General features: G+C 49.4%; 15 protein-coding genes. 4 read left to right on the top strand and 11 right to left on the bottom strand.

Annotated elements, in window-relative coordinates:
* Positions 1-91: 91 nt before the first annotated feature.
* A complete protein-coding gene (zwf, locus tag DSM2777_RS09865; RefSeq protein WP_061553848.1) occupies positions 92-1567 on the bottom strand; it encodes a glucose-6-phosphate dehydrogenase in 1476 nt (491 codons plus the stop codon).
* A 476-nt stretch (positions 1568-2043) separates the two neighbouring features.
* On the opposite strand from zwf, the gene DSM2777_RS09860 reads away from it, so the two are divergent.
* The gene (locus DSM2777_RS09860; protein ID WP_025801944.1) at positions 2044-2913 is read left to right on the top strand and encodes a MurR/RpiR family transcriptional regulator; all 870 of its coding nucleotides are present in this window, start codon (positions 2044-2046) and stop codon (positions 2911-2913) included.
* A gap of 312 nt (positions 2914-3225) precedes the next feature.
* A complete protein-coding gene (gene pyk, locus DSM2777_RS09855) occupies positions 3226-4668 on the top strand; it encodes a pyruvate kinase (protein WP_061553847.1) in 1443 nt (480 codons plus the stop codon).
* 83 nt (positions 4669-4751) lie between these two features.
* Here pyk and lpxM read toward each other — a convergent pair whose 3' ends face one another.
* The 3 genes from lpxM to znuA all read right to left on the bottom strand — a co-directional run bounded on the left by lpxM (position 4752) and on the right by znuA (position 8229).
* Positions 4752-5714: a lauroyl-Kdo(2)-lipid IV(A) myristoyltransferase gene (lpxM, locus tag DSM2777_RS09850; RefSeq protein ID WP_046457719.1), complete on the bottom strand. Its 963-nt coding sequence runs from the start codon at positions 5712-5714 to the stop codon at positions 4752-4754.
* Between the two features lie 165 nt (positions 5715-5879).
* A complete protein-coding gene (mepM, locus tag DSM2777_RS09845; protein WP_061553846.1) occupies positions 5880-7205 on the bottom strand; it encodes a murein DD-endopeptidase MepM in 1326 nt (441 codons plus the stop codon).
* A 13-nt stretch (positions 7206-7218) separates the two neighbouring features.
* Positions 7219-8229 carry a zinc ABC transporter substrate-binding protein ZnuA gene (znuA, locus tag DSM2777_RS09840; RefSeq protein WP_061555372.1) on the bottom strand — a complete coding sequence of 337 codons (1011 nt, stop codon included), beginning with the start codon at positions 8227-8229 and terminating at the stop codon, positions 7219-7221.
* A 73-nt stretch (positions 8230-8302) separates the two neighbouring features.
* Between znuA and znuC the strand changes: the two genes are divergently transcribed.
* Both znuC and znuB read left to right on the top strand, forming a co-directional pair.
* A complete protein-coding gene (gene znuC / locus DSM2777_RS09835; RefSeq protein WP_061553845.1) occupies positions 8303-9088 on the top strand; it encodes a zinc ABC transporter ATP-binding protein ZnuC in 786 nt (261 codons plus the stop codon).
* Positions 9085-9870: a zinc ABC transporter permease subunit ZnuB gene (gene znuB, locus DSM2777_RS09830; protein WP_046450198.1), complete on the top strand. Its 786-nt coding sequence runs from the start codon at positions 9085-9087 to the stop codon at positions 9868-9870. Before znuC ends, znuB begins: the two co-directional genes overlap by 4 nt.
* Positions 9871-9959: 89 nt before the next feature.
* Here the strand turns inward: znuB and ruvB are convergent, their stop codons facing one another.
* From ruvB to DSM2777_RS09795, 7 genes are all read right to left on the bottom strand, one after another.
* Complete coding sequence (gene ruvB, locus DSM2777_RS09825) at positions 9960-10964, bottom strand: Holliday junction branch migration DNA helicase RuvB (protein WP_061553844.1); 1005 nt, start codon at positions 10962-10964, stop codon at positions 9960-9962.
* Positions 10965-10986: 22 nt separating this feature from the next.
* Complete coding sequence (ruvA, locus tag DSM2777_RS09820) at positions 10987-11601, bottom strand: Holliday junction branch migration protein RuvA (RefSeq protein ID WP_025801928.1); 615 nt, start codon at positions 11599-11601, stop codon at positions 10987-10989.
* Between the two features lie 101 nt (positions 11602-11702).
* Positions 11703-12224: a crossover junction endodeoxyribonuclease RuvC gene (ruvC, locus tag DSM2777_RS09815; protein ID WP_025801926.1), complete on the bottom strand. Its 522-nt coding sequence runs from the start codon at positions 12222-12224 to the stop codon at positions 11703-11705.
* Positions 12221-12967, bottom strand: a complete 747-nt coding sequence (locus DSM2777_RS09810) for a YebC/PmpR family DNA-binding transcriptional regulator (protein WP_025801924.1) — start codon at positions 12965-12967, stop codon at positions 12221-12223. Before DSM2777_RS09810 ends, ruvC begins: the two co-directional genes overlap by 4 nt.
* A gap of 119 nt (positions 12968-13086) precedes the next feature.
* Complete coding sequence (nudB, locus tag DSM2777_RS09805; RefSeq protein WP_025801922.1) at positions 13087-13521, bottom strand: dihydroneopterin triphosphate diphosphatase; 435 nt, start codon at positions 13519-13521, stop codon at positions 13087-13089.
* Positions 13521-15311 carry an aspartate--tRNA ligase gene (aspS, locus tag DSM2777_RS09800; RefSeq protein WP_046457722.1) on the bottom strand — a complete coding sequence of 597 codons (1791 nt, stop codon included), beginning with the start codon at positions 15309-15311 and terminating at the stop codon, positions 13521-13523. The genes nudB and aspS overlap by 1 nt, the downstream gene beginning before the upstream one ends.
* A 105-nt stretch (positions 15312-15416) precedes the next feature.
* Complete coding sequence (locus DSM2777_RS09795; protein WP_040045114.1) at positions 15417-15620, bottom strand: FmdB family zinc ribbon protein; 204 nt, start codon at positions 15618-15620, stop codon at positions 15417-15419.
* Between the last annotated feature and the right edge of the window lie 703 nt (positions 15621-16323).

The raw sequence follows: 16323 nt of genomic DNA, 5'->3' as shown, positions 1-16323 counted from the left end.
ACCGATGCAACTTCAAGTATGCCGGGTATGAATCTCAACACACGGAGGGAATGCCCTCCGTGATGCTTTGCGATCAAATAACGCGGTGACGTTATTCGAATTCATTCCATGCACGGCCGTCGCGACTGATCATCGCAACTGAGGCGACAGGGCCCCATGTACCGGCTTGGTATGGTTTAGGAGATTCATTATCAGCGGCCCACGCTTCCATAATGGAGTCGACCCACTTCCATGCTTCTTCTACTTCATCGCGACGCACGAACAGTGCTTGGATCCCACGCATGGTTTCCAACAGCAAACGCTCATAGGCATCCGCCAAATGCTCTTGATGGAAAGTATCGGAGAAGCTCAGATCCAGTTTAGTGGTTTGCAAACGATGCTTATGTTCCAGACCTGGCACCTTGTTCAGGATGTCAATCTGTACGCCTTCATCAGGCTGTAAGCGGATCGTCAGTTTGTTCTGCGGCAGCTCTTGGTAAGAGTCGCTGAACAGGTTGAGCGGCGGGTTCTTAAAGTAAATAACTACTTCAGAACATTTTGATGGCAGACGTTTACCGGTACGTAGATAGAACGGAACGCCAGTCCAGCGCCAGTTATCGATATCAACGCGAATCGAGACGAAGGTTTCCGTGTTACTGGTTTTGTTCGCCCCTTCCTCCTCCAGATATCCTGGTACTTTTTTGCCTTGCACAAAGCCTGCGGTGTATTGGCCACGCACCGTGGTATCACGCACGTTGGAATGGTTAATACGACGTAGTGAACGCAACACTTTGACTTTTTCATCACGGATGCGGTCGGTAGAAAGATCCGCCGGCGGTGACATGGCAATCATGGTCAAAATTTGCAACAGATGGTTTTGAATCATGTCGCGCATCTGGCCAGCTTTATCAAAGTAGCCCCAGCGACCTTCAATGCCCACTTCTTCAGCGACGGTGATTTGCACGCTGTCGATCATGCTGTTGTCCCAGTTATTCGCAAACAGGGAGTTAGCAAAGCGCAGCGCCAGCAGATTAAGCACCGTTTCTTTGCCCAAATAGTGGTCAATACGGTAAACCTGTGACTCATCGAAGAATTCAGCCACCTGATTATTGATGGCGCGTGAGGATTCCAAATCGGTACCGAGAGGTTTTTCCATCACGATGCGGCTTGGATCTTTATTCAGACCGGATGCACCCAAACCTTGGCAGATTGCGCCGAAAGTGCTTGGTGGCATAGCAAAGTAGTTGATGGTGACGCGTTTCTTCTGATCCAGCATTTTTGCCAGATTTTTGAAATGCTGAGTGTCATTGACGTCAAGGTTACAGAAATCGAGACGCGCACTGAGCGTCGCCCACAGTTCTTCATCAACCTTTTCCTTCAAGAAGGTGTCCAGTGCTTCACGAACGACCTTAGTGTAGGCGTCTTTATCCCAATCAGCGCGACCTACGCCGATGATACGAGTGTCCGGATGGATATGACCGGCTTTTTCTAATTGGTACAGGGAAGGCAGCAGTTTACGGCGGGCTAAATCGCCCTTGGCGCCGAAAATGACCAGGTCACAGGCCTGTGCTGTTGACGTAACCGCCATGTTCATCTCCTCGTTGCAGGATGCTTGTAATTTTATTACATAATTAATGTACTATTTTTGACTATAGCCAGTAAACATGCTTTTTTGCCGAAAATTTAAACATAAATGGTGTGAAATTTTCGTTGACCCCGCCGCAGACCGCGTAATGACAGATACATTATGTAATTTTCTGTCAAAACTGAACTAATATTACCATATCGAAAGTTAGACACACGTCATACTCTGGTAAAAAAAGCCCACGAAGCGGCATCATCTCGCTGCAAAGCAGTTGTGGCTCGTAGTATATTTTCATCAAACAATCATAGATTTCTCCTTTCTTTGAAATCGTTTTGCTCAATAGATGTCAAAATGCAGGAAAGCGGCGAGTGAAAAACACCCAATGAGCTTACCGGAGTAAGGGGTTCGGGCGCACAAAGTAGCCAACACACCTGCAGTTTGAAAGATGACGGGCATACAATCCATGAGTGAATGTGTATATGAATACGCTGGACAAAATTCAGGCCAACCTGGACCAACTCAGTAAATCCGAGCGCAAAGTTGCCGAGGTTATCTTGGCTGCACCGCAGACCGCAATTCACTCTAGCATTGCGACGCTGGCGAAAATGGCTGATGTCAGTGAGCCCACGGTAAACCGTTTTTGTCGTCGTTTAGAAACCAAAGGCTTCCCCGATTTTAAACTTCATCTAGCACAGAGCCTTGCTAATGGGACGCCGTATGTCAATCGAAACGTCGAAGAGACTGACAGCGTTGATGCTTATACCAGCAAAATATTCGAATCTGCGATGGCCAGCCTTGAAATGGCCAAGAATAACCTTGATATGGCTGCGGTTAATCGCGCCGTTGATCTACTCACTCAGGCCAAGAAAATTTCTTTCTTTGGTCTAGGTGCATCCGCAGCTGTGGCTCATGATGCCATGAACAAATTCTTCCGGTTTAACATTCCTGTGGTTTATTTTGATGACATCGTAATGCAAAGAATGAGCTGCATGAATTCGAACGAAGGCGATGTTGTGGTTCTCATCTCTCACACAGGGCGAACCAAAAGCTTGGTCGAAATGGCACATTTGGCGCGCGAAAACGACGCTACGGTGATTGCCATTACCTCCCGCGACACACCGCTTGCGCTGGAAGCGACGCTACCTTTAATTCTGGATGTGCCAGAAGACACCGATGTTTACATGCCAATGGTATCGAGAATTGCTCAATTGACGCTGATTGATGCGCTGGCAACTGGCTTTACCCTGCGTAGAGGCGCAAAATTCAGAGATAACTTGAAGCGAGTCAAAGAAGCGTTGAAGGAATCGCGCTTTGATAAGGGACTGGCACTGCCCCACCATTTTGATTAAATCGGTGAAAGGCTAAGATATAAAGTACACGTTTAACGTCGATCAGGCACCAAAACATAAAAACAACCTGTCATTTTCTGCTAGATAATGAAGAGACGGGTATTTATCAACCGCATGCTTTCTTTTGCGGTTTCATGCGAGCAGGCTTGATGAGTTGATCTACCCAGTGCTTTTTAAGCGTAAGAACGTCGCTGCTGCAGGTGAGCAACCACGCCAGCTTAAGAAATAATCGGGTTACGTGGATGCGTAATCAACTGCCTGTTCGTTGTATTGGCACCAACACCAATGCTTCACATGTCAACGGAGTTACACATGTCCAGACGGCTCAGAAGAACCAAGATCGTTACCACCTTAGGCCCAGCAACCGACCGCGATAATAATCTAGAGAAGATTATTTCTGCTGGTGCTAACGTCGTGCGTCTCAATTTCTCTCATGGTACAGCTGAAGATCATCTTGCTCGTGCCAATAAAGTCCGTGAAATTGCAGCAAAACTAGGACGACATGTTGCCATCCTCGGAGACCTGCAAGGCCCGAAAATCCGCGTATCAACCTTCAAAGAAGGCAAAGTATTCCTTAACATCGGTGACAAATTCCTACTCGACGCCGATCTCACCACCGATGAAGGCGATAAAGAGAAAGTCGGCATCGACTACAAGCGCCTGCCAGAAGACGTGGTGCCGGGCGACATTCTGCTGCTCGACGATGGTCGCGTGCAGCTCAAAGTCCTGGAAGTTAAAGGCAGCAAAGTGTTTACCGAAGTAACTGTCGGTGGCCCTCTTTCCAATAATAAAGGGATCAACAAATTAGGCGGCGGCTTGTCTGCCGAAGCTTTAACTGAAAAAGATATTGCAGATATCGCGACTGCGGCGAAAATTTCTGTCGATTATTTGGCGGTTTCTTTCCCTCGCACCGGCGAAGACATTAACTACGCGCGCCGCCTTGCACGCGATGCCGGTTGTGATGCCAAGATCGTGGCTAAAGTTGAACGTGCCGAAGCGGTATGCAGCGAAGAAGCGATGGATGACATCATCTTAGCCTCCGACGTCGTGATGGTTGCTCGTGGCGACCTCGGCGTCGAAATTGGCGATCCTGAGCTTGTCGGTATTCAGAAACAGCTGATCCGCCGCGCACGCAAGTTAAACCGCTCCGTGATTACCGCAACTCAAATGATGGAGTCGATGATCACTAACCCAATGCCGACACGCGCTGAGGTCATGGACGTGGCGAACGCCGTGCTGGATGGCACCGATGCCGTGATGCTGTCAGCTGAAACAGCGGCTGGGCAATATCCTGCGGAAACGGTGGCTGCCATGGCTCGCGTATGCTTGGGTGCTGAAAAAATCCCAAGCATTAACGTTTCTAAGCACCGTTTAGATGTGCAGTTCGACAATATCGAAGAAGCCATTGCGATGTCTAGCATGTACGCGGCTAACCATCTGAAAGGCGTTACCGCAATCATCGCCATGACCGAATCAGGCCGCACGGCGCTGATGATGTCTCGTATCAGTTCTGGCTTGCCAATCTTTGCCATGTCTCATCGCGAGCGCACCTTGAACCTGACAGCGCTGTATCGCGGCGTAACGCCGGTTTACTTCGATAGCACCAGCGACGGTGTGGCTGCGGCTCAGCATGCTGCAAATCTGCTGCGTGATAAAGGCTTCTTGGTTTCTGGCGATCTCGTTATCGTGACCCAAGGTGACGTGATGGGAACCATCGGCAGCACCAATACCAGCCGAATCCTACGCGTTGAATAAAGTGAAATAATAGAAATAACAAAGGGGCGCAATTCAATTGCGCCCCTTTTCTTTGGCATCAGCTCTGAAAGCTTAAGCGAAACCTATAGGTCTTTTCGCTTATAAGGCTCAAGCTCGCCCGGCTTGCGGGTTTTAAGCAGCTTCAGGATCCACGTATATTGCTCTGGGTGTGGTCCCATCAGTAACTCAACTTCTTCGTTCATGCGGCGAGCCATATCGTGCTCATTCATATCAGCGATATCATCCATCGGTGGACGGATATAGATATCCAACATGCTTGTTTTGCCGTCATATACCGGGAAAAGCGGAATAACCTGAGCACGGCAAAGCTTCATCAAACGACCAATCGCAGGCAGCGTAGCTTTATACGTCGCGAAGAAATCGACAAACTCGCTGTGTTCCGCACCATGATCTTGGTCTGGCAGATAATAGCCCCAGTAGCCATGACGCACCGAGCTGATGAAAGGCTTAATGCCGTCGTCGCGAGCGTGCATACGCCCGCCAAAACGCCGACGGCAGGTATTCCACAGCCAGTCCACCATCTTATTCTTTTGATTATGGAACATTGCGGCCATAGGCTGACCTTGTGCAGCCAGCAACATTGCTGGGATATCAACGGCCCAACCGTGTGGCACTAAAAAGATGGCATTCTTACCACTTTCACGCAGGGCTTCGATATGCTCCATGCCATGCCAGCGAGTGCGCTTTAGCACGCGTTGCGGATCGCGCAGCGTCAGTTCGGCCATTAAAAACATAGACTGCCCAGCGCGCTCAAACATTCGGTCAATAATGTCTTCACGCTGAGCGTCGGTTAATTCTGGAAAGCAGTACAACAAATTAATTCTTGCACGACGTCGTGCCCCGCCGGCGAGTTTCCCTGCCCAGCGCCCAACGGCCGCAAGAATAGGATCTCTCAGACGCACCGGCAAATAGGCCATCGCGACCATAGTCCCAACGCCTACCCACGCCCCCCAGTATTTAGGCAGTAGGAAGCTTTTTTCAAACCGCGGGATAAACTCCACGTTTGACCGTTGTTCTTTTTCCATACAAAAGCTCTTTATTAAAATATCAGTTAATTATATACCCAAGTGGCTTCAATACAGCTTGATATAAGTCTTGGACATAGAACAACCGATAAAAATTTGCGCATTAATAAATAGCACAAAGAAAAACAGCCGGTTATAGCCGGCTGTTATAAACGATACCTAATCTTAATCTAGCTGGAGTTGCGGAACAACCTGACGCACCTGAGCTAAATACTCGCGGCGATCTTTACCAGACAATCCATCCGAGCGAGGAAGCTGAGCCGTCAGTGGATTCACTGCCTGATTGTTCAACCAGAATTCATAATGCAGATGCGGCCCTGTAGAGCGTCCAGTATTGCCCGACAGCGCGATGCGGTCGCCACGTTTTACTTTTTGCCCCGGCTTAACCAGAATTTTTTTCAGGTGCATAAAGCGTGTCGTATATTGACGCCCATGGCGAATAACCACGTAGTTGCCTGCGGCACCGCTGCGTTTAGCGATAACCACTTCGCCATCACCAACGGCTAATACAGGTGTTCCCACCGGCATCGCGAAATCTACGCCTTTGTGCGGAGCCACTCGACCCGTGACCGGATTCACGCGGCGCGGATTAAAGTTAGACGATACGCGGAATTGTTTGGTGGTTGGGAAACGCATAAAGCCTTTCGCCAAACCGCTGCCCTGACGATCGTAGAATTTGCCATCATCTGCGCGCACGGCGTAATAATCTTTACCACCAGAGCGCATTCTTACGCCCAGTAGTTGGCTTTGCTCACTGCGGCCATTGAGCTCTTCACGCGACATCAGAACGGAAAATTGATCGCCCTTCTGCAATTTACGGAAATCCATCTGCCACTGTAACGCTTTGATCACCGCATTCACTTCTGAACGGCTCAGGCCGGCAGCACGTGCGCTGTTCACAAAGCTTCCGTTCAGTGTTCCAGTAACAACTTTATTTTTCCACTCGCCCTGCTGAGACTCAACGGCTTCTTTAAAGTTACCGTTCACCAGATTATAAGTGCGAGTTTCGCGACGATTCACTTCCCAAGTCAGCTGTTGCAGTTCGCCTGCATCATTGACGACCCATGACAGCGTTTGGCCAATTTTGAGGTTACGCAGGGCGGGATTTTGCTTAGCGAGTGCGGACACCTCTGACATATCAATGCCAAACTGGGTCAAAATGCTGCCAAGCGTATCACCGGTAGAAACCACGTAATCATGGGTACCCGAATCGTTATCGGCTTTGTCGTCTAATTCGTCGGTAGGAACTTCATCTTCCGGGGCGGGTTGATCCAGTGGCTCACTGGCCTCAGGAACAAGCGTTCGCAACTGTTTATTATCCAATGGGATAATTTTGGCAGAAGCGCTGTCGCTATCGATATTCGGTTGGTAAACGAATGGCCGCCAAATAGAGACGGCCAACGTGATGACGGTCAGTGACCCTAGCATAACCCGATGTGGTCGGGGCAAGTTGTTATACGCTAGGGCGATAGATCGCGCTATCTGCTGCACTCGGATATTCCTCTTAATCTCCGTTCAGGCAGCTTGAATACTGTTGCGATAGCTGAGTTAAGAACCTCATGTAACTATCAGCACCCAGTGCGATCGCGCTACCCAAGGGATCTAAGGTACCCTGGCGGACTTTTGTCCCCTGCGCAACCGCTGAGATTACTGCTGGCCTGAACTGTGGCTCAGCGAAAACGCAAACGGCTTTCTGCTCAACCAACTGTGTTCGAATTTGATGTAAACGCTGTGCGCCAGGCTGAATCTCGGGATTGACCGTGAAGTGACCTAAAGGAGTCAGACCAAAGGTTTTCTCGAAGTAACCATAGGCATCATGAAAAACAAAATACCCTTTACCTTGCACAGGCCGCAGCATCATACCAACATTTTTTTCTGTCTGCTCTAGTTGTTCCTCGAATTTACGTAGGTTGACATCCAGTTTGTCTTTGTTTTGTGGGCTTTGTAACAATAATTTGTCGTGTATCGCTATCGCTATCTGTTTTGCGATGGCTGGAGAGAGCCAAATATGCAGATTATATTGCCCGTGGTCATGGTCATGATGCTCTTCTGAACCAGTCTCAGCGCCATTTGTAACATTATGTGTATCTGATTTTTCGGATTTTTCTACATTGCTTTCTGACGCATGCGCTTTATGGTCATGATCGTCATCATCATCACCGGCCATAAGTAGGCTGTGAATGGCTGGCAGCCCTGTCAGCATCAGATTCTTGTTATTTTCGAGCTGTTGAACCGGTTTTGTCAGGAAAGCCTCCATTTCTGGCCCTACCCACACAACGAGGTCGGCTTCACGCAAACGTTTGATGTCGGATGGCTTAAGTGCATAATCATGCGGTGATGCGCCATCTGGAAGCAAAACTTCCGTTGTCGTAACACCATCAGCAATTGCCGAAGCGATGAATCCTAAAGGTCGGATTGAGGTTAATACCGCAGCCTGTGCGCAGCTGATCCCGGCGCTTGTTACTAGTGCAGCAGCAATAATAGTGCGCTTAAACCAGGCTTTTTTGTGTATCATGTCAAAATTCTCTTCTTCAATTTGGGTGATCGTTATATTATAGCATTTCATCCATTCTGCAATATGCAAAAACATGTCGAGTCAAAATACAGTTCAAAACAATAATAGTTTGGTATCGCTGAAAGACATCATGGTGAGCTTTGGTGCTCGCAATGTGCTTTCTCACATATCTCTCGATCTCAAACCCGGACGCATTCTGACGCTGCTGGGGCCTAATGGTGCCGGAAAGTCTACGCTGGTTCGCGTAGTACTTGGATTGATTAAACCCACGTCGGGCACAATCACCACCGCAGAAAAGCTCACCATTGGCTATGTACCGCAAAAACTGCACCTCGATGCAACGCTGCCGTTAACTGTCAGCCGATTCATGCGCTTGCGTCCCGGCGTAAGAAAAGAGGATGTATTGCCAGCATTGAAGCGTGTTCATGCGGCTCATCTGCTCAATCAGCCGATGCAAAAACTCTCTGGCGGTGAAAATCAGCGAGTCCTGCTAGCGCGCGCGTTGCTCAATAAGCCTGATTTGTTGGTACTGGATGAACCTACCGCTGGCGTTGACGTTAACGGGCAGTTGGCGCTGTACGATTTAATCAACCAGCTCAGACAAGAGCTCAATTGCTCAGTGCTGATGGTGTCGCACGATTTACATTTAGTGATGGCAAAAACGGACGAAGTGTTGTGCCTAAACCAACATATCTGCTGTTCAGGCACGCCAGAGGTGGTTTCGATGCATCCTGAATTTATCGCGATGTTTGGTAACCGTGGTGCAGAACAGCTCGCGATTTATCGCCATCACCATAATCATCGTCACGATCTACAGGGAAAAATTGTGTTGAAAAGTAATGGGAGCCAGCCGCAATGATTGAGTTACTTCTCCCCGGCTGGATCGCAGGCGCATTGCTGGCGCTAACCGCTGGCCCACTGGGATCATTTGTCGTATGGCGCCGTATGTCATATTTTGGCGATACGTTGGCACACGCATCCCTGCTAGGCGTTGCTTTTGGCCTACTGTTGAACGTGAATCCTTTCTTTGCCGTTATCGTCGTTACATTACTGCTGGCCATTGGCCTTGTATGGCTGGAACGACGCCCGACGCTCGGCGTAGACACCCTGCTCGGTATCATGGCCCACAGTGCGCTGTCGTTGGGGCTAGTGGTGGTCGCTTTAATGTCAAACGTGCGTGTGGATTTGATGGCGTATTTGTTCGGCGACCTGCTATCAGTCACCTATGACGACATTATTATGATTGCCATCGGTGTTGCCGTCGTACTGGGTATTTTATGGTGGCAATGGCGGCCACTGCTTTCGGTAACGATTAGCCCTGAGCTTGCCCACGTAGACGGCGTTAACCTCGAACGTGTGCGCATGATATTGATGCTAGTCACCGCGCTAACCATCGGTTTAGCCATGAAATTCGTAGGTGCACTAATCATCACCTCACTGCTGATTATCCCTGCCGCCACGGCGCGCCGCTTCTCACGCACGCCGGAACAAATGGCCGGTATCGCCGTCATCATCGGTATTTTAGCCGTAACCGGTGGCCTCACGTTTTCTGCTTTCTACGATACGCCTGCCGGGCCGTCGGTGGTGCTGTGCGCAACCGCAATGTTCATTCTCAGCCTGAGTAAAAAACAGAGCGTGTAGAACGTTAACGTTGCAGGTATAAAAAAGCCCGAGACATTTAATGTGCTCGGGCTTTTTTTTCGACGCAAGAAACTGTGCTTTAAAAGGGGCTATTCTTCTCGGGTCAGACCAAAATGTTTATAGGCATGATTGGTCGCCATACGACCACGCGGCGTGCGCTGCAAGAAGCCCTGCTGAATGAGGTAGGGTTCCAACACGTCCTCAATAGTTTCACGCTCTTCACCAATAGCCGCGGCAAGGTTATCGAGCCCTACTGGCCCGCCCATGAACTTATCAATGACCGCCAGCAGCAGCTTTCTATCCATGTAGTCGAAGCCTTCGGCATCAACGTCCAGCATATTTAGCGCCTGCGTTGCCACGTCACCATTAATATTGCCATCGGCGCAAACTTCGGCGTAATCCCTTACACGGCGTAATAAACGGTTAGCAATACGCGGCGTACCGCGGGAGCGGCGCGCCACTTCATGCGCGCCCTCTTCCGTCAAAGATAAACCAAGGCATTGTGCGCTGCGGCCAACGATGTGTTGCAAATCAGCAACCTGATAAAACTCCAAGCGCTGCACAATACCAAATCGGTCGCGTAACGGAGGGGTTAACGAACCGGCTCGCGTCGTTGCCCCCACCAGCGTGAAAGGAGGTAGATCAATCTTAATGGAACGTGCCGCGGGCCCTTCGCCGATCATGATATCAAGCTGATAATCCTCCATCGCTGGATACAAAATCTCCTCAACCACCGGAGACAAACGGTGGATCTCATCGATAAACAAAACATCATGAGGCTCGAGGTTCGTTAGCATAGCGGCTAAATCGCCCGCTTTTTCTAACACGGGGCCAGAGGTTGTGCGCAAATTCACGCCCATCTCATTGGCGACAATATTGGCCAAGGTAGTTTTCCCCAACCCTGGAGGGCCGAAGATCAACAGGTGATCGAGCGCATCGCCGCGCAGTTTGGCCGCTTTGATGAAAATCTCCATCTGACCACGCACCTGTGGTTGCCCAACGTATTCTGATAGGCTTTTGGGGCGGATAGCGCGATCGATAATTTCTTCTTCGCTTTGCACTTCCGCAGTAATCAGACGGTCAGCTTCAATCATCCTTCATTTACCTCACTGGCGATCACAGCGCCGCGCGCAGTGCATCACGAATTAATGTTTCGCTATCAGCATCTGGTTTGGCAATTTTGCTGATCATCCGGCTCGCTTCTTGCGGTTTATAGCCCAGCGCAATCAGCGCTGCAACGGCTTCACCTTCAGCATCAATTTCAGCGGCCGGTTTCTTCGCTTCCGGCATTGGCAGCTCACTGTGGTTATTAAACAGGTCGCCGGTTAAGCCTTTAAAGCGATCCTTCATTTCAACCACTAGACGCTCCGCCGTTTTCTTACCTACGCCGGGTAATTTCACCAGCGTGCTAACTTCTTCACGTTCGATAGCGGTAACAAACTGCTGAGCTGACATGCCGGATAAAATGGCCAACGCCAGTTTTGGCCCAACGCCATTGACTTTAATCAGCTCGCGGAACAATGCGCGCTCTTGTTTGTTATTAAATCCGTACAGCAACTGCGCATCTTCACGCACCACAAAATGGGTGAAAATAATGGCTTCCTGACCAACATCAGGCAGTTCATAAAAACAGGTCATCGGCATATGGACTTCATAACCTACACCGTTGGCTTCCAGCAGCACTTCCGGCGGCTGTTTTTCCAGAACAATACCTCTGAGACGACCTATCACGCGCAATTCCTCTTAAAATGTTAACTCTTTCATTATGGCTTACAGCTTATACCATAAAAAAGGCTGGATGAATATCCAGCCCATTGAGTTCGATACCTAATTTACTTTAAACGCCCGCGCGCTAAGTTCAAGCGCGTTGGGCTGGCTCTCAACGCATTTTGGCTTACATGACAATGCGTGATTGCCACTGCCAGCGCATCGGCGGCATCAGCCTGCGGGCTCGCCGACAACTTCAGCAGAGAACGCACCATATGCTGAACCTGCGATTTCTCGGCCGCCCCCGTTCCCACTACGGTTTGCTTGATTTGTCGTGCCGCATATTCAAACACTGGCAAATCGACGTTCACCGCGGCCACAATAGCAGCGCCGCGAGCCTGACCCAGCTTTAAGGCTGAATCGGCATTTTTAGCCATAAAGACCTGTTCAATGGCAAAAATATCGGGCTGGAACTGAGCAATGATTTCGCTGACGCCGGCATACACCAGCTTGAGACGTGTAGGTAAATCATCGACAGAGGTGCGGATGCACCCGCTGCCGAGATATTCGAGCTTTCGCCCCACTTGGCGGATCACGCCATAGCCTGTGATCCGCGAGCCGGGGTCAATCCCGAGGATGATACTCATTCCAGAGTAGCCGCAACCTCGTCGGAAACTTCACCGTTGTGATAAACTTCCTGCACGTCATCACAGTCTTCCAGCATGTCGATCAGGCGCATCAGTTTCGGTGCGGTTTCTTCGTCCATTTCTGCCTTAGTAGAAGGGATCATAGAAACTTCAGCAGACTCGGCAACCAGACCGGCAGCATCTAACGCATCTTTCACTTCACCGAAGGTTTCCCACGGAGTGAACACGTCGATAGCGCCATCGTCATAGGTGACAACGTCATCAGCACCAGCTTCCAGCGCGGCATCCATCACGGTATCTTCATCTAAGCCCGGTGCGTAAGAAATCACGCCTTTTTTGGCGAACAGATAAGAAACAGAACCGTCAGTGCCTAAGTTACCGCCGGTTTTAGTGAAGGCATGACGCACTTCAGCCACGGTACGGTTACGGTTGTCACTCAGACATTCCACCATAATCGCAGAACCGCCAGGACCGTAACCTTCATAGATGATGGTTTCCATATTGGTATCATCATCACCGCCAACACCACGCGCGATTGCACGGTTCAACGTATCGCGGGTCATGTTGTTAGACAGCGCTTTATCAATTGCTGCGCGCAGACGTGGGTTCGCACCCGGATCACCACCACCTAATTTCGCAGCGGTAACCAGCTCGCGAATAATTTTGGTGAAGATTTTACCGCGCTTAGAATCCTGCGCAGCTTTACGGTGTTTCGTGTTGGCCCACTTACTATGACCTGCCATATGTTTCTCCGGTAAAAGCCGTAGGGCTTTAAAAATGACAAACTTTACGCCTGTTAGGATGAATAGTGACAAACCGCCAAGCTTATTGGCTTAACGCGGTTTGCCACACAGGCACTTAATCAATGAACGAGTTCTTCAATCGCCTGCCGGTTGCTCCACGATTTGGTGAGCTGGGCAGCCTGCTCAACGTCTAGCCATTGATAAGCCAGATGTTCCGTTAGTGGGATCTCTCTCTCTGACGGCAGCGCCAAACAGAACCAGTGCTCCAAATTGCGAGTTACACCGGGTGCATAGCGATGGCGCAAATGCGCAAATAACTCAAACTCCACACAGTGCTGACAGTCCATCAATGACAGGCTTTCACCTGAAATATCAATACCGACTTCTTCCTTTACTTCACGCTGTGCGGCGTGCGGCGCAGATTCACCCTCTTCTAAACTGCCGGTAACCGACTGCCAGAAATCAGGATCGTCGCGCCGCTGTAACATCAGCACCCGACCACTCTGGCGGGCATAAATGACCACCAGAATCGACTCAGGACGCTTATATGCCATTAGGCTTTCTCTGCGTCGTCTGCGCTGCCTTTTTTGGCAACCACAGAGATAGAGAGTTCCTGCAGCGATGCAGGGTTTGCAAAGCTTGGCGCATCGGTCAGCGGGTCAGCCGCAGCCGTTGTTTTAGGGAATGCGATAACATCACGGATATTATCGGTACCGGTTAACAACATCACCAGACGATCCAGACCAAATGCCAGACCTGCATGTGGAGGCGTACCATATTTCAGCGCGTCCAGCAGGAAGCCAAACTTGTCGCGTTGTTCCTGTTCGGTAATACCCAGAATACCGAATACGGTTTCCTGCATTTCACCGTTATGAATACGCACAGAACCACCGCCCACTTCATAGCCGTTCATGACCATGTCATATGCGTTAGCAATAGCGCCAACTGGATGTGCTTTCAGCTCTGCTGGAGAGATATCGCGAGGCGCGGTAAACGGATGGTGCATCGCAGCCAAACCGCCTTCTCCATCGTCTTCAAACATTGGGAAATCAACAACCCACAGCGGTGCCCAGCTGTTTTCATTGGTGATTTTCAGCTCACGACCCACTTTCAGACGCAGCGCGCCCATGGCATCGGTGGCGATCTTGCTGGTATCTGCGCCGAAGAACAGAATGTCTTCGTTTTGTGCACCGGTACGTTCCAGAATAGATTCTAAAACTTCAGCATTCAGGAATTTAGCAATTGGGCTTTGAACCCCTTCCATTCCTGCGGCACGGTCATTGACCTTCATCCATGCCAAACCTTTAGCGCCATAGATGCCGACAAACTGGCCGTATTCATCAATGATTTTACGCGTCAGGTGTGCGCCACCCGGTACACGTAATGCAATGACGCGACCTTTAGGATCGTTAGCTGGGCCGGAGAAGACTTTAAAATCAACGTCCTTAACCAAATCAGCAACGTCAACCAGCTCCAGCGGGTTACGCAGGTCTGGTTTGTCGGAGCCATAGCGACGCATCGCTTCAGCAAACGTCATAACAGGGAATTTGCCCAGATCGACGCCTTTGATTTCCTGCCACAGAGAACGTGCGAGTTCTTCCATCACTTCACGCACTTGTTCTGCGCTCATGAAAGAAGTTTCCACATCGATCTGGGTGAATTCAGGCTGGCGGTCAGCGCGCAGGTCTTCATCGCGGAAGCACTTAACAATCTGATAATAACGGTCAAAGCCAGACATCATCAGCAACTGTTTGAACAGCTGTGGAGACTGCGGCAGCGCATAGAATTTGCCTTTATGCACGCGGCTTGGTACCAGATAATCGCGAGCACCTTCAGGCGTTGCCTTGGTCAGCATCGGCGTTTCGATATCAAGGAAACCGTGGTTATCCATGAAACGACGCACAAACGCAGTAATGCGCGCACGCGTTTTCAGACGCTGTGCCATCTCAGGGCGACGCAGGTCAAGATAACGATACTTCAGGCGGTTTTCTTCGCTGTTAGTCTGGTTGAAGTCTAACGGCAGTGGTTCTGAACGGTTAATGATTGTCAGAGCATGACCAAACACTTCCACTTCACCGGTGGACATGTCTTTATTTTTTTGGCTATCTGGACGCGCACGAACGGTACCCGTGATTTGCACGCAGAACTCGTTACGCAGCTCTGAAGCTTGCTGGAACGCTTCTTTATGATCAGGATCGAAGAATACCTGTACCACGCCTTCACGGTCACGCAGATCGATGAAGATTAAACCACCCAGATCGCGGCGGCGATGTACCCAACCGCAAAGCGTGACTTCCTGACCCTCATGGGACAAATTCAACTGCCCGCAATAATTAGTACGCATAACGATATCCTTTGGCTTTCTTATGTACTTCACCGATGCCACATCCGAGCATGAGCCCAGATGGGTGCTGCCTGTGCAGCCCTATAATTTTAAACTCGAGTCGTGCTAATTCTCTGATTTTCCTGACTTCGGTTTGAAGTCAGTGGCATACCATCCGGTTCCCTTTAGCTGGAAACCCGCAGCAGAAACGCGTTTTTTCAGCGTCGGTCTGCCGCACGCCGGACAATCAACCAACGGCGCATCGGCCATTTTTTGCAATTTCTCTAACTGATGATTGCATTCGCTACAAGCGTATTCGTAGATCGGCATAGCAGTGATAGATTACATGTTCGATGAAAAAAGGCGGCTATTATAAAGGAAATTCGCCGCTGCGATAAGAGCAGACGCGCACTTTGCGCGGATTCTCACCACCTTATCAAAACAGTTTATATTCTCTGCGCTCAATGCAGTACTATTTGTTAACTTATTGATACAATGCATTTTCTTTTTAAATTAACGAATTACAGAACATCGCTACCGAGTCGTTGCCACATCCCGTTACGTTTAATGGGCTTAGTTCGCGTTATCTTTGAGCTAAAACCCTGTTGCACCACCATCGTTTTACTGGCTATTTCTACATACTGCTAGTGAACGAGTTCCCATTTTTGCGCCATGATGGATGTCTACGATTTGATAAGAATCAAATAAGTACAATAAACTTTCATTCGCTAAGCAAACTCGCAGCAAGACCAGCCACATGGCGTCATTGAGATAGAATAGCATTCGCAGATCCCATCACCACATACATCATCGGTAGATCTCAAAATCAAAATAGTGAATTTATCGATAGACGCTGAGTGTGCCTGCCGATTCAATCCGACAGAGAGTTCAACCAAGATTAAATAGACATGTTAAAAACCAAAAAACACGAAGTTATTTTGTAAGTAACAAATACAAATAAACTATTTCTATTTTTATAGCCTGAAAAACGTATAAAAAATTAATTCGAATAAATAAAACCCAGCATAAATAG

The organism is Obesumbacterium proteus, assembly GCF_001586165.1.
GTDB classification, from domain to species: Bacteria; Pseudomonadota; Gammaproteobacteria; order Enterobacterales; family Enterobacteriaceae; genus Hafnia; species Hafnia protea.
This window is presented reverse-complemented; position numbering and strand designations above follow the sequence as displayed.

Excerpts from the sequence above, each read along its gene's own strand:
- zwf (WP_061553848.1), bottom strand. The coding sequence starts at position 1,567 with ATGGCGGTTACGTCAACAGCACAGGCCTGTGACCTGGTCATTTTCGGC.
- DSM2777_RS09860 (WP_025801944.1), top strand. The coding sequence starts at position 2,044 with ATGAATACGCTGGACAAAATTCAGGCCAACCTGGACCAACTCAGTAAA.
- pyk (WP_061553847.1), top strand. The coding sequence starts at position 3,226 with ATGTCCAGACGGCTCAGAAGAACCAAGATCGTTACCACCTTAGGCCCA.
- lpxM (WP_046457719.1), bottom strand. The coding sequence starts at position 5,714 with ATGGAAAAAGAACAACGGTCAAACGTGGAGTTTATCCCGCGGTTTGAA.
- znuA (WP_061555372.1), bottom strand. The coding sequence starts at position 8,229 with ATGATACACAAAAAAGCCTGGTTTAAGCGCACTATTATTGCTGCTGCA.
- znuC (WP_061553845.1), top strand. The coding sequence starts at position 8,303 with ATGTCGAGTCAAAATACAGTTCAAAACAATAATAGTTTGGTATCGCTG.
- znuB (WP_046450198.1), top strand. The coding sequence starts at position 9,085 with ATGATTGAGTTACTTCTCCCCGGCTGGATCGCAGGCGCATTGCTGGCG.
- ruvB (WP_061553844.1), bottom strand. The coding sequence starts at position 10,964 with ATGATTGAAGCTGACCGTCTGATTACTGCGGAAGTGCAAAGCGAAGAA.
- ruvC (WP_025801926.1), bottom strand. The coding sequence starts at position 12,224 with ATGAGTATCATCCTCGGGATTGACCCCGGCTCGCGGATCACAGGCTAT.
- DSM2777_RS09810 (WP_025801924.1), bottom strand. The coding sequence starts at position 12,967 with ATGGCAGGTCATAGTAAGTGGGCCAACACGAAACACCGTAAAGCTGCG.
- nudB (WP_025801922.1), bottom strand. The coding sequence starts at position 13,521 with ATGGCATATAAGCGTCCTGAGTCGATTCTGGTGGTCATTTATGCCCGC.
- aspS (WP_046457722.1), bottom strand. The coding sequence starts at position 15,311 with ATGCGTACTAATTATTGCGGGCAGTTGAATTTGTCCCATGAGGGTCAG.
- DSM2777_RS09795 (WP_040045114.1), bottom strand. The coding sequence starts at position 15,620 with ATGCCGATCTACGAATACGCTTGTAGCGAATGCAATCATCAGTTAGAG.